Source organism: Pseudomonas sp. R5-89-07, from assembly GCF_003851685.1.
Lineage (GTDB): Bacteria > Pseudomonadota > Gammaproteobacteria > Pseudomonadales > Pseudomonadaceae > Aquipseudomonas.
The window spans coordinates 1,382,535-1,395,291 of record NZ_CP027727.1 but is presented as its reverse complement, the minus strand read 5'-3'; the positions used below and the strand labels follow the sequence as shown (position 1 = coordinate 1,395,291).

The window sequence follows — 12,757 nt, the reverse complement described above, 5'->3', positions numbered from 1 at the left end:
GCAGTGGCTGGTCTATGCACCAGTAACCGAATCAGGAGAGTTTGATGCTGCGTTCCATGCTGCGCCTCGTTGTCCCATCCGTCGCTATTGCGCTGGCCTTGCCTATGGGCGCCCACGCAGCCTCGCTGCTGGAGGCGCAAATGAACCGCAAGCTACAAAGCGTCGCGGCCGAAAGCAACAAGGACCTGCCCCGGGAAATCGATGAAAAAACCCTGGAAGTGGCCTACACCGTGGAAGGCATGCAACTGATCGATCATCTCAGCGTGCTGCCTGACCGCGCCGAACAGATGCGTGCCAACCCCAAGGCCGTGTATTTCCAGCTGGGCCGCAGCGTATGCACCAACCCAGGCTACCGCGAACTGATGGCGAAGGGCGCGGTGATGCGCTACGAAATCACCGAGAACAAGACCAACCGTCCTGTAGCCTCGGTAAAATTCGCCGAAGCCGACTGCCCCGCTCCAGCCAAGAAGAAAAAGTAACCCTGGCCTGCCTTTCGCGCGTCGCTGCCTTGCGGCGCGCACTTCCCCCGTTCTTACACCCGCTTACGACTAAACGCCATGACGAGTGACCAATAAGCGGTTGCCAGCCAAGGGTTTTTCGGCCCATGATCACCTCATTCCATCCGCCCGCCCTCAGCAGTATTCGATGCTGCGCTGTAACATTTTCAGGGCAAAAGAGGCCTGCCCTCCCGCGGCAAATAGCGACACATACAGTGTCGTGGCGCCTGCCGACTCTCGTCGGCTACCCAGGCCCTGTGAAGAAGGAGAAGTTGAATGCCTGATGAATCGAATGACCCTCTGCTCGAACTGTTTGAACAAAACGGCACTGACCTCACACAGCAGGTTGACGCGCAACTCCAGCTGATCGCCCCCGACAGCCCCAATATTCCCTTATATCGCGACATGATCCTCACTGTTATGCGCATGGCCCGGGACGACCGTGATCGTTGGAACGCCAAGATCACATTGCGCGCCATACGTGAGCTTGATCATGCCTTTCGTGTACTCGAACAGTTCAAGGGGCGACGTAAAGTCACGGTATTCGGCTCGGCACGTACGCCAATAGAAAGCCCGCTGTATGCATTGGCTCGAGAAGTCGGTGCGACGTTGGCGCGCTCCGACATGATGGTTATCACCGGCGGTGGCGGTGGCATCATGGCTGCGGCGCATGAAGGCGCGGGCCTGGAACACAGCCTGGGGTTCAACATCACACTGCCGTTCGAACAGCATGCCAATCCGACCATCGATGGCACCGACAACCTGCTGTCCTTCCACTTCTTCTTTACCCGCAAACTGTTCTTCGTCAAAGAAGCTGACGCGCTGGTCCTGTGCCCAGGTGGTTTTGGCACCCTGGACGAAGCCCTGGAAGTGCTGACCCTGATCCAGACCGGCAAAAGCCCGCTGGTGCCAGTGGTCTTGCTGGACGCACCGGGCGGCGGCTTCTGGCAAGGCGCCCTGGACTTTATCCGCAGCCAGTTGGAGGCTAATCGCTACATCCTGCCGACCGATCTCAAGCTCATACGCCTGGTATACAGCGCAGAAGAAGCAGTGGATGAGATCAACCGGTTTTATGCCAACTTCCACTCCACGCGCTGGTTGAAGCGCGAGTTTGTAGTCCGCATGAATCATCCGCTCAGTGATCACGCCCTGGCCCATTTGCAGGATGAATTCGCCAGCCTGCGGCTGAGCGGAGCGTTCCAGCAGCTTGCCTACACCGGTGAAGACCATGACGAACCGAGGTTCAGCCATTTGACCCGGCTGGTATTCAACTTCAACGGCCGCGATCAGGGCCGGTTGCGCGAGCTAGTGGACTACATCAACTTGCCGGAAAATTGGGTTCAGTCTCAGGACGAGGCGCAACAGCGCGTGGCGCCACAGCCCGCGTGAGTTTTCTGTAGACGAAAAAAAAGGCCCACTATTTTCATAGTGGGCCTTTCGTTTTGTGGCGCTCAGTCATCCATGTCTCTGCCGCTTAACAAGCGACTGATCATGTCCATCGAAAACCCGCGATAACTCAGGAAACGCCCTTGCTTGGCGCGCTCTTTAGCATCCATAGGGAGATGACCTGAAAACTTGCGGCGCCAGGTCTCTTCCAACTGCGACTGCCAACTGATACCGCACTCACGCAAGGCGAGGTCGATATCGGCACGTTGCAGGCCTCGCTGGCTCAACTCTTCGCGAATTCGCGCAGGGCCATAACCGGAGCGTGCGCGGTAGGATAAAAAGCTTTCGAGGTATCGGGACTCTGACAGCAGCCCCTCTTCCGTCAAACGGTCGAGGGCTGTTTCGATCATTTCAGCCTCTGCGCCGCGCTGACGCAATTTGCGCGTCAGCTCGACTCGACCATGCTCGCGACGTGCGAGCAGGTCCATCGCAGTGCGCCGAACGGCGACCAGTGTATCCAGTACAACAGTCATCGTTTGCTTCAGACGTCAGTGTCGGCTTCTTCCATCTCGTCAACCGGCTCGCGGTTGGCAGCGGCTTTGACGTCGGGCGCAGGGGTCAGCAGCTTGTCGCGAATCTGCTTCTCAAGCGTGGCGGCGATATCCGGGTTGTCCGCCAGGAACTTGGCCGAGTTGGCCTTGCCCTGACCGATCTTGCTGCCGTTATAGGCATACCAGGCACCGGACTTCTCGACGAAACCATGCAGCACGCCCAGGTCGATCATCTCGCCATTCAGGTAGATACCCTTGCCATACAGAATCTGGAACTCTGCCTGACGGAAAGGTGGAGCTACCTTGTTCTTCACGACTTTAACGCGGGTTTCGCTACCGACAACCTCGTCACCTTCTTTCACCGCGCCGGTACGGCGGATATCCAGACGGACCGAAGCGTAGAACTTCAGCGCGTTACCACCGGTGGTGGTTTCCGGACTGCCGAACATCACACCGATCTTCATACGAATCTGGTTGATGAAGATCACCAGGCAGTTGGCGTTCTTGATGTTGCCGGTGATTTTACGCAGCGCCTGGGACATCAGACGGGCTTGCAGGCCCACGTGCATGTCGCCCATTTCGCCTTCGATTTCTGCCTTCGGTACCAGCGCCGCCACGGAGTCGACCACGATCACGTCGATGGCGTTGGAGCGCACCAGCATGTCGGTGATTTCCAGGGCTTGCTCGCCGGTGTCCGGCTGGGAAACCAGCAGGTCATCAACGTTGACGCCCAGCTTGCCGGCGTATTCAGGATCCAGGGCGTGCTCGGCGTCGACGAACGCGCAGGTAGCCCCCATTTTCTGAGCCTGGGCAATCACCGACAGGGTCAGGGTAGTTTTACCGGAAGATTCAGGACCGTAGATTTCAACGATACGGCCTTTTGGCAGGCCGCCAATGCCGAGCGCGATGTCCAGACCCAGAGAGCCAGTGGAGATAGCCGGGATCGCCTGACGGTCGTGATCGCCCATACGCATTACGGCACCCTTGCCGAATTGACGTTCGATCTGACCCAGGGCCGCAGCCAAGGCTTTCTTCTTGTTGTCGTCCATTAAAGTCCTCACGTAATCAATAAGGCCTGACGGCCAACACCTGTATAAGTAGACAGTATTGTTCCACAAAGATCGAAGATCGCCTACCCCTGATTGTCTATTTCTGCTGCAGCTCGTCGCAACAAGCCCTCCAGTGCGGCCTTTACCGTTTGTCGGCGGACCTCATCGCGGTTGCCGGGAAAGTGCGCAAGCTCGGCCGTGACCTCCTCTCCCACGCCAAACGCCAGCCACACCGTGCCCACCGGCTTGTCCGGCGAGCCACCGTCCGGGCCCGCCACGCCGCTGACCGCCACGGCAAAGCGCGCCAGGCTTTTTTCCTGCGCCCCCCGCACCATCGCTTCCACCACGTCCTGGCTGACGGCGCCGACTTTGGCAAACAGCTTTTCCGGCACATTCAATTGCCGGGTCTTCTGCCGGTTGGAATAGGTGACGTAGCCCGCCTCGAACCACGCCGAACTGCCCGGTATCCGCGTAATGGCTTCGGCAATACCGCCGCCGGTGCAGGACTCGGCGGTGGTGACGTGGGCATTGAGCACCTGCAAACGGCGCCCCAGTTCAGCAGCCAGTTGAGTGATTTCCTTCACGGTCGTCTCCAGGAATGGGCGGTGGTTCGCCTACCCTACAGCAGCCCATCGGCCATGCAAGTTGCAGAATGCATCAAAAGACTAACGCGCGACGGCCTGCACATAGGCCTGGCAGGCACGCAAGGCGATCAGGGCGTTATCGCCGTCGTCGGTGATGCGGATAATTCGTTGAGCATGCGCCGGGTCAAGTCGGGCTCGTGTGGCTGCATGAACCACGCCGCCGGGGGTGGCGGAGGTGGGCAGCGCAGCGCAGCTGGCGGTGTCGGTGGCGTCGAGAAGGACTGACAACCGCACATCAGCAGTGGCCAGACGGTCGCGCAGAGCCGCTTGGTTACGTTGGGCATCGCTCAACTCCTGAGCATGGTGTTGGTCGTTGGCGCTGAGTTGCTGCTCCAGGGCCAGGCGTTTGTGCTTGTCTGCCTGTTGCTGCGCGAACGCGGCCTGACTCTGCTGGCTGAGCGCCAACGCATGCCCGGCCGCCTGACGCTCAAGCTGCGCACCATAGCGCCAGGCCTGAACTTGCCAGACCAGCGCAAGCAGCAGACAAACGCCAACCCAACGCCACAAGTCTAGGAAACGCATAACACCGCCTTCGCCCGCTCCCACAATTGCAATCGGTCCTGCAGCCCGTTCAAGCCACCGTTGATGCGCCGGGTGATGGTGGTGAACTGGTCCTTGTCGGCCAATTCGTTGAGGCCGTTGGTTTGCCAGAACCAGGCGGCGGACTCGCAGGCCCATTCGGGCTGCTCCAGCAGTTGCGGTTGTTGCAGCAGGCGATCATCGCCAAACAAAGCCTGGCTGCAAGACAGGTAGTTACGGCGACCAGTGACCTGAATCAGCCCCCGCCCCCGGTATTTCTGGCCATCGCCATCCGCCTCGGGGGTATTGCCCAAGCGTGCAGCCAGGGTGCCGGTGTCGTACTTGCTGAGGTACTGGTCGCTACCGAGTTCACGCACGTAGCGCAGTTCGGCGGATTCATGGCCGACTTGGGCGAGGAAGGCGGCGATGCGCTTGGCATTGCTAATCTCGTACCGAACGAAGGCTGCGTTTAAAGGGGACAAAAAAATGCCCGCTCGAAGGCGGGCCCCAGGCATCACACCCAGAAGCTGGGCAAGTGTCATCAGCATTGGCTTTACTCTGAATAAGTGTCTACACCGACAAACCGCTGGCCTGGATCGTGCACCGGTAGCCGCCTGCTCGTTTACCGCTGGCCGTCACCTTCTTGATCGACCAGCGCCCCTGCATAAAGCCCGGCCATGACTCGTCCAGCAGCAGCAACCCTTCAGCGGCCAACGACGGATTACCGGGACATACCACATCGATCAGCAGCCCTTCTCGCCACACGCGCCGCATCTCGCCCTGCGCAGCCGAGCGCGCTTCGTCTTCGCTCTGGTAGCGCTGAGTGACTATCTTGAAGGGTGCGATGCCCACGTCCACGACCTGCTTTTTGCCGGCCGCCGCATCCCACCAGGACGCTTGGGCGCCGCTGTATTTGGCGCGACTGTCTTCGGTAAGCTTGGCGCTGATGAACGCGCGGTCACCCGGGCGATTGTCATGGGTTACGGACAACCGCACATCCGGCAGCGCCTTGCCCGACAACGACTTGACCTGGCCTTTGCGCCCCAGCACATACAGCTCGTCGACAGGCTTGGCCACCGCATCGAAGCGCTTGGCCAGCCGGGTCAGAAAAGCCATATCGCTTTCATTGGTCTGATCGATGTGCGCGATCTGCTCGCCATCGAGTTCAGGCGCCACACGCGGGGAAAACCCGTAGCGGCTGGTCAATTGGCGAAACAGTGCGCCCAGGGTTATCGGCCCATGGCTAGCGGTGCGGCGCTGCTTGAAGGAGGGCTCATCGAACGGTGCCGCGGTGGCCACCAGCGCCAGCCGCATCGGGAAGAGTGACGGTGTACGCTGAGTGATCGTGAAGACGCCCTTATCCACCAGGCCGGACTCAAGGTAACCCACGCGCAAACCGATCTTCCCGCCCAGATCGGGCAAGCCTTCAAGGCCCTCGATATCCAGGGTCAACTTGAGTTGGTCGGATACAAATCCGGCTACGTCGGTATGTTCCCATTCCACTAGCCGCTCGTTGAACAACGCGGCATTGGCGCCATAAAGCTCCACTGCGGGTGTGAATCCAAGTGCCATGATCGCTCCTTAATCCCAGGCTGAAACCGGCCGGTTCGCGACCGGCTGCGCCGCCAGTTCAGGCACCAGCACGCTGACGCCTGCGGGCAATACCGCGCCTTTTTCCGCCAGTTCCGGATTCAAGCGCCACAGCGCTTCCTCCGCGGCATCATCACAACGCCCCAGCTCTCGATAGAGCAGCAGGTTCACCGAGTCGCCAGCAATACTTCGGACCCTACGCATTGACGAACTCCTCCAATACCAGCGACCAACCGATCGCCATTGCGGTACCGTCGTCGATCACGCCGGCTTGTTTTTCGTTGACCGACTTGATCGTCCACAATCCCCAGTTACGTCCCAAGCCGTCCACCAGCGGCAACGGTGCCCGCAGATCTTGCAGGGCACGCAACTCATCCAGGCGCTGCATGCCCTTGGCACGCACCGCCTTGCCGCCCAGGGTCAAGGTTTCGAGGCCCTGCCCCACTTGGCTGGACTTGGGCTTGCCGGCAATGATGTCCAGGCTGACCCAGCCACCCGTGCTTCCACGATCAAGGGTGTCGTAGGCGAACCCGCGTGACAGCCCGAAAATAAAAGTACCCAGCACCATCTGTTGTCGCATCACACAGCTCCATCGGTGAGTGCCGAACCACGTCGCGTCGCCAGCAGGTTATCCATCGACAGCGGCGTAAATTGCGCTTCGATCTGTTGCACCACGAGCGTCGCCAATTGTTCATAGCTGGCTTGTTCCGGCGCGTTGATAGTGATTTGCGGAGCGAAGTTGATTTGGCGGTTATCGGCTTGAGGGTTGGTGAGGGTGTCGCTGACCTGCGACGGAGGCGGCAAGCGATCCTCGGAGCCCATGACTTTTTCAGCCAGCCAGGCGCCCACGTCGCTGCCGACGAACGTCCCCACGGCACCGCCAACCACCTTGCCGATGGCACCACCGGCAACGCCGCCCATCACACCACCCAGCACGGTGCCGGCACCCGGTACCACCGAACCGATCACCGCCCCCGCTAGCGTACCCACCGCTCGGCCCAGCGCCATGCCGGCGAATTCACCGGCAAAACCACCGGCGACGCCGCCGCCTATCGAGCCCACGCTAGTGCCAACCGCTTCGCTCAGATTCCCCGACCGCGCGCCTTGGACGACGTCGACTGCGGCGTTTGCCAGCAACAACCCCGACGAAACCCGTCTGGTAATTTTGCTGACCCGCCCCGCTTTACCCGGGCTCTGGGGCGCCGAATCCTGCGTGCGCTTGCCTGTAGGTGCGTCGTTACCCGCAGAGGGCTGCGGGCGGGTGGGCGAGTTGCCGCCGGCAGCACCCTCGCCAAAAATTTTCCCCGCGACCTTTTCAAATACCTTGTCTTTCACGGCGTCGAACACGCCGGCAATCAAAGGCCCCAGCGCAGCACCTGCCAACGTGACCGCGGCGGTGGCCTGAGGCAGGGCTTCGGCCAACCAGCTCACAGCATTGACCAAACCGGTCATCGCCGTCAGCGAGGTATCCACAAGGGGCGCCAAGGCGGCGTCGGTGGCGGTGTCCAGGCGAGTCGTGCTGGCCTCGTAAGCCTGCCGGCGTGCCTGGGTGGAATCGGCGCGAACCGCTGCCAGGCGGGCAACAGAGCTCTGATCCCCCAGCGCCGAGGTGGCGTAGCTGGAGGGTTCGGCCACCAGCGAAAAAGCCTGCTTCACGCGGTCGATGGTCGGTACCAGGCTCAGAATCGTTTGGTTACCGTCGAACAGTTGCGTCGCCAGCGCCGCCTGCCTTTGCGCCGGTTGCGACTTGAGCGCTTGCAGCACGGTCACCAGGGTCTGCGCAGCATCGTGTTTCATCCCGACAGCCAAGGCTTCGGGATCAAGTTTGAGCGCTGCCCAGGCACTGCGCTGCCCAGGGGAGGCGCTGTCGCCTTTAGCCAGGGCGGTACTGATTTTTTCCAGGCCGAGGCCTGCAGCGCCTTTGCTGTTACCCGCGCTCAGCAACGCCGCCGACAGCGCCGCCGCCTGCGCGGGGCTCATGCCCGCCTGCGTCGCGGCAGCGCCCTGGTGTTGTACGATCGCCGCGATATCCGCCGACTCGGCCTTGAGCGTGACCACATTGCCCAACACGTTTGTGGCGTCGGCCAAATCCAGGGTTTGTGCACGGTCGAGGTGCATCGACTCGCGCCAGCCCCCCATGAGTTCGCCGGCATTCTTGATATCAATCTTGAAGGCCGTCGCCATTATTGCGGCGTCGCGGGCGAACTGTTGCAAGTCTGCCTGGCGCCCGGCCTTGTCAATATTGCCAGCCGCGTCAACCCGGTCGCTGCCGATACCCGACTTGGCGGCCACATACTCGACCTTCGCAAGGTCAACGGCGCTCGCGCCACTGGCCGCCACCATCGGCTCGGATGCCATGGCAAGGTTGGCTTCGCGCATCGTCTTGCGCTCGCGCGCGGCGAACTGCAACAGCTGGTCCAGGTCGGTCATCGCGGCGTCCAGTGCCTGCGACGGTGTGCCCGTATCAGCCGCCTTATGGGCCGGTGTATCGCTCGCCCCCGCCGCATCGGCGGCGTCGATTTGCCGAGCGTCCATCAGTTTGAGCAACGAGGCGTTGAACAGCTCGAGCGTGTCCACCAGCCGCGCCTGGCCGGTGGCCAAGAGGTTGATCTCCAGGCTGGCATCGGCCAATGCCAACGCCAGGTTGCCAGTACTGCCCGGCACAGCCTCGGACGAACTCGACAGCGTTTGTGCGATAGGTTTGAGGCTGGCCTGCGCACCACTTTTTTCCAGTGGGCCCAGAGTCAGCGGGTCGTCCTTGACGATGGCTGACTCAGCCGCGTGATTACTGTCTGCCATCCCGCTCTACTCCTGTTTGACGCCAAGGCGACTGATCGCGATGTCGTAGCGGCGCAAGGCTTTGCCGGCGTCCCAATCGAGAATTTCCGCTTCGTTTACCGAGTAAACCAGCGGCACTACATCGAGGATCACTTCGATGTCGCGCTCCGAAAGAAGTCCGCCGGTTTGTTTAAAAAATCGTCGATGAGCCCCTGCAGTTCGGTCCAGTCGGGCACGGTCAGGCCGGCGAGGTCAGGAATCATCAGGCCGGCGCAATGAGCGGTGATGAACTCGGCACGCTCTTTGTTGGTGGGCAGTTTTTTCATCACTTTGGTGGCGCGCAGCGCAGGCATTTCCAGGGCGATGTGAGTAAGGGTGCGACCGCTCGCTTGAAGGGGAAGCAGCAGCGCGACCTGCTCGGCCGTCAACGATTCGCGCGGCACAGCAGCTTGATCGAGAAAGAACGATGCAGGCTGGGTCGACATCTCGTGTACGTATTGCGCAATGCTTACGTAGTCCGGACGCTTGAGTTGGTCCAGTTCTTTTTCCGACAGGCCGGTGGCGAGTTTCGCCAGTTCGAAGAACTGGTCATCCTCGTCGTCACCGGCGCGTGCCAGGGCTTCTTTCTGTGGCGCGTAGAACAACGGCTTGAGTTGAATCTGCTCGATCACGGCACCGGTGTCGGCGGTGATCGGGGACAGCAGGGTATGTAGCGCAGGCTTCCAGGCCATGGGGCAATTCCTTGTTTATCTATTGAAACGCATCAACGGGCCGAGGTGGGCGCAGTGAATGTGGGAGCGGGTATCGCCTGGGTACTGCAGGCAAACTGCGTCGCCTGCATCGCGGGCAAGCCCGGCTCCTACATTGACCGTGCCCGCTTTGGGCTGCGGTAGCCGTTAAGGCATCAGCACCGCGCGGCGGGCATCGCCGAGGATGTCGACACCGTTGAGCACGAACTTCTGGGTGCGCACGTCGATGTCGATCACCGGAATACCGTTTTCCAGGCGGTTATAGGTGCGGCAGGACAGTTCCAGGGTGGTGACGGGCTTGGCATTCATCGTCAGCGCAGTTTCGGTCAGTGACTTCAACTTGCCGCCCACGGTGTGGTAGGTGAAGTAGGTCTTGCCATCCTGGTCCTGACCGGCTTCTCGCACGTTCAACAGGATGTCATCACCCTGCGTGACGCCAAGCGCCAACAACACTTGTGCGCCAACTCCTTGCAGCACCAGGGTTGCGCCCAGCACCTTGGCGCTTTTGGCCACCTCCTCGGCGATAAAGCGCCCGCCGGTCATCGCGTCCATTTCGAACTCGATCTTCGGCGGCGTAAAGGAATCGACCGTGGCCGACAACGGCAGGCCTTGAAGGGTGGCCGCAATGGCCTGTCTGACTCGGTTGGTAAACATTAGAGAACGTCCTCCAGGAACTGCTCGATGATTTCATCGCGGGCGTTGAGTTGATAAACCATGTGTTCGTTCGGCGCGTAGCGGCCGTAGTCGATGACGATGAACCAGGTGCCGTTCTTGTACTTCTCGACGCTGTTCAACTCCGGGTGCAGGTACACGCTGCCGCCAGGGATGGTTTCGTCGGCGATCAGGGTTTGCAGCCAGTCGTTGATGCGCTTGACCTCCTGGTCCATGAAGGACTTGGTGAGGTTCTTGGCCATGGCCTTCTGGCCGGCCTTGACCAGCTTGCGGCTGATGGCGTCTTCCAGGCCGACGTAGCTGATGAACTTGCCGGTGATGGAGCGGTTGCCCAGCAGCGAGAAACCGCCGAGAACCGTGCGCGCGTAGTAGCTCACGCCGTAACGGTTGAGCAGGTCGCCTTCGGTGGAAGTGTCGAGGATGTTGTACTCGACGACGCGGGAAACGTCTTCGGCGAAGGTCACCTGATTACCTGGGCTTTCCCATTGCTTGACCTTGGCAAGCGCGGCGATGGCCAACGAAGACGGCGACAGGAACACATTCTTTTTCGCCGCCTTGGAGTACACCGACGGCATGTTGTGCACCAGCAGGCAACGGTCGAAGCCGAGGTCGGCACCGCCCAGTTCGCCGCTGTACGTCACTTGATCAGCGACCGAAGCGTCCTTGCCATCCAGCACCACACGGGCCTTGATGCGCTTGCCGAAGGCGGCGAACTCGCCGGCCACGGCCTTGGTGCCGGTGAAGCCTGGGGCGCCGATGATGGTCAGGTCTTCAGGTACGCTGCTCAGGGCCGCCAGGCCAAGTTTGCGACCGGTGACGGGGTCGTTGCCGCCGATCACGTTGTTGACCGTGTCAGCCGGGGTGGCGCCTTCTTCGACGATAACCACATAGACCGGCACCTTCACCACTTTGAGGATCTGGTACACCGCCTGAAACAGCGTGCCCGACTCGGTACCGGTAGGGTCCAGCAACGCCTGCGTGGTGAAACTGTTGATGCGGAACGGGGCGTTTTTGGGGATAGAGGCATGGGCGTTGGGGGCGGTACCCACCAGGCCAATGACGTTATCGCCCAGGCCACCCATGGCCTCGGGAGATTCGGTGGCATTCACAGTGATGCCGTTGTGCTCGAAGTTCAAAACCTCAGCCATGATTAGTCAGCCTTCTTGGGGGTGGAGTTGAGGACGCTGGTCAGTTCCAGACGGCCAGCGATGCGCAGCGCGGATGCTTCGACGTCCAGCAGTTCCAGCTCCTCGCCAGCGGTAGACCAATGGCCGTTACCGATGGGGAAAGGGATAAGGACGGTGTAGGTTTGGCGGGTGGGCATGGGTAGGATTCTCCGGGTGAGAAACGCCAAAGCCCCTGCGGGGAGGGGCTTTGGGGGGGCGAAAAAAAACCGCTTTCGCGGTCATCTTTATTTGAGAAAACTTGGCTTGTCTGGCCATACAACGGTGAAGGGATCTCCTACATCTTGCGGGACGTTTCGCAACAATTTTCGATATGTAGCGGCCTCAGCACGCTGGACGTCAGTTAGGGGGCTGTCTTGAACTTGGGTGTGATCGGTGTCGCGCAACAGTCGATCACGACGAACTCGAATGGAAGACCACTCCAAAAGCTCCAACCCCTCTTTACTAACCACAAGAGAAGGAAAAACATCCATAGAAATGTCGCTCATTTAAAATTCCACCGTCGGAGAAAGAGAAAGTTTTGACTTGATATCCCCAAGTTTAATCGACCGATAGCGGCCGATCTGCATCGTATCAATTCGTAGCGAAGTCACATACACATTAGGGATCTTAATCCTACAAACAGCATTACCAGCAGCGTCGGCATAAATAGCAGGGTCAAATTTTCCGAAACATGACTGATTAAGCACTGCTCGCTGAGGCGAATAAACATAACCTGCGAAAGTTTCATCGAGCACCAGCGAACTACCGTAACTGTAGCCACGAACATTCAGCCAAAACATCTGATCATCGGTGTTAATTGAGAATGGCAATTTGAAATGCGCGTACACATTCATCGAGGACCCCAAGTCCGTGGCAACCATCCCGCCCGTTGCGCCGACGTCATAAGGGGCGCCTGTTCCCCAAATAAGGCCTTGGAAGACGCTCATTAGCAACGTACCGGGCGCACCCGCTTCGCCTACAACATCTTTGAGAGAACGAAACTGATCAAACTCTGCGCGCGCCTGATCCATTCGTGCATCTATAGAACCAATTTTACCATTTACAGCATTTGTCAGACTATTAGAAGCCTGGACAAGACTTGCAATTTGCGTTTCCGTGCTCAAAATATTTACTCCCTTGTTTATCCCCAGTGGAC

Annotated in this window: 18 protein-coding genes; 2 read left to right on the top strand and 16 right to left on the bottom strand. The window is 59.9% G+C overall.

Features of this window, described 5'->3' with window-relative positions:
* The first annotated feature begins 44 nt into the window (after positions 1-44).
* Positions 45-479 (top strand): PA3611 family quorum-sensing-regulated virulence factor, encoded by a 435-nt coding sequence (locus tag C4J94_RS06350; protein WP_124385396.1) that lies wholly within the window; start codon positions 45-47, stop codon positions 477-479.
* A 294-nt stretch (positions 480-773) separates the two neighbouring features.
* Positions 774-1,886, top strand: coding sequence for a TIGR00730 family Rossman fold protein (locus C4J94_RS06345; protein WP_124385395.1), 1,113 nt, complete (start codon positions 774-776; stop codon positions 1,884-1,886).
* Between the two features lie 62 nt (positions 1,887-1,948).
* Here C4J94_RS06345 and recX read toward each other — a convergent pair whose 3' ends face one another.
* The 16 genes from recX to C4J94_RS06275 all read right to left on the bottom strand — a co-directional run bounded on the left by recX (position 1,949) and on the right by C4J94_RS06275 (position 12,725).
* Positions 1,949-2,416, bottom strand: a complete 468-nt coding sequence (gene recX / locus C4J94_RS06340; protein WP_124385394.1) for a recombination regulator RecX — start codon at positions 2,414-2,416, stop codon at positions 1,949-1,951.
* A gap of 8 nt (positions 2,417-2,424) precedes the next feature.
* Positions 2,425-3,483: a recombinase RecA gene (gene recA / locus C4J94_RS06335; protein WP_124385393.1), complete on the bottom strand. Its 1,059-nt coding sequence runs from the start codon at positions 3,481-3,483 to the stop codon at positions 2,425-2,427.
* Between the two features lie 83 nt (positions 3,484-3,566).
* Complete coding sequence (locus C4J94_RS06330; RefSeq protein WP_124385392.1) at positions 3,567-4,067, bottom strand: CinA family protein; 501 nt, start codon at positions 4,065-4,067, stop codon at positions 3,567-3,569.
* Positions 4,068-4,148: 81 nt separating this feature from the next.
* Positions 4,149-4,649: a lysis system i-spanin subunit Rz gene (locus C4J94_RS06325; protein ID WP_124385391.1), complete on the bottom strand. Its 501-nt coding sequence runs from the start codon at positions 4,647-4,649 to the stop codon at positions 4,149-4,151.
* On the bottom strand, positions 4,637-5,194 hold the full coding sequence (locus C4J94_RS06320) for a glycoside hydrolase family 19 protein (protein WP_124385390.1): 558 nt from the start codon (positions 5,192-5,194) through the stop codon (positions 4,637-4,639). Before C4J94_RS06320 ends, C4J94_RS06325 begins: the two co-directional genes overlap by 13 nt.
* Before the next feature lie 22 nt (positions 5,195-5,216).
* Positions 5,217-6,218, bottom strand: coding sequence for a contractile injection system protein, VgrG/Pvc8 family (locus C4J94_RS06315; protein WP_124385389.1), 1,002 nt, complete (start codon positions 6,216-6,218; stop codon positions 5,217-5,219).
* A gap of 9 nt (positions 6,219-6,227) precedes the next feature.
* Positions 6,228-6,440 carry a tail protein X gene (locus C4J94_RS06310; protein WP_124385388.1) on the bottom strand — a complete coding sequence of 71 codons (213 nt, stop codon included), beginning with the start codon at positions 6,438-6,440 and terminating at the stop codon, positions 6,228-6,230.
* A complete protein-coding gene (locus C4J94_RS06305; RefSeq protein ID WP_124385387.1) occupies positions 6,433-6,816 on the bottom strand; it encodes a phage tail protein in 384 nt (127 codons plus the stop codon). The genes C4J94_RS06310 and C4J94_RS06305 overlap by 8 nt, the downstream gene beginning before the upstream one ends.
* Positions 6,816-9,035, bottom strand: coding sequence for a phage tail tape measure protein (locus tag C4J94_RS06300; protein ID WP_124385386.1), 2,220 nt, complete (start codon positions 9,033-9,035; stop codon positions 6,816-6,818). Before C4J94_RS06300 ends, C4J94_RS06305 begins: the two co-directional genes overlap by 1 nt.
* A gap of 6 nt (positions 9,036-9,041) precedes the next feature.
* The gene (locus tag C4J94_RS27775) at positions 9,042-9,167 is read right to left on the bottom strand and encodes a hypothetical protein (protein ID WP_256657658.1); all 126 of its coding nucleotides are present in this window, start codon (positions 9,165-9,167) and stop codon (positions 9,042-9,044) included.
* Positions 9,164-9,745, bottom strand: a complete 582-nt coding sequence (locus C4J94_RS06295) for a phage tail assembly protein (protein ID WP_124385385.1) — start codon at positions 9,743-9,745, stop codon at positions 9,164-9,166. Before C4J94_RS06295 ends, C4J94_RS27775 begins: the two co-directional genes overlap by 4 nt.
* Before the next feature lie 165 nt (positions 9,746-9,910).
* Complete coding sequence (locus C4J94_RS06290) at positions 9,911-10,417, bottom strand: phage major tail tube protein (protein WP_124385384.1); 507 nt, start codon at positions 10,415-10,417, stop codon at positions 9,911-9,913.
* Positions 10,417-11,583 carry a phage tail protein gene (locus tag C4J94_RS06285; RefSeq protein ID WP_124385383.1) on the bottom strand — a complete coding sequence of 389 codons (1,167 nt, stop codon included), beginning with the start codon at positions 11,581-11,583 and terminating at the stop codon, positions 10,417-10,419. The genes C4J94_RS06290 and C4J94_RS06285 overlap by 1 nt, the downstream gene beginning before the upstream one ends.
* Positions 11,584-11,585: 2 nt before the next feature.
* Complete coding sequence (locus tag C4J94_RS27555; protein WP_164485557.1) at positions 11,586-11,759, bottom strand: hypothetical protein; 174 nt, start codon at positions 11,757-11,759, stop codon at positions 11,586-11,588.
* Positions 11,760-11,846: 87 nt separating this feature from the next.
* Positions 11,847-12,107, bottom strand: a complete 261-nt coding sequence (locus tag C4J94_RS06280; RefSeq protein ID WP_256657657.1) for a phage tail assembly chaperone — start codon at positions 12,105-12,107, stop codon at positions 11,847-11,849.
* The gene (locus tag C4J94_RS06275) at positions 12,108-12,725 is read right to left on the bottom strand and encodes a hypothetical protein (protein WP_124385382.1); all 618 of its coding nucleotides are present in this window, start codon (positions 12,723-12,725) and stop codon (positions 12,108-12,110) included.
* Positions 12,726-12,757 lie beyond the last annotated feature (32 nt).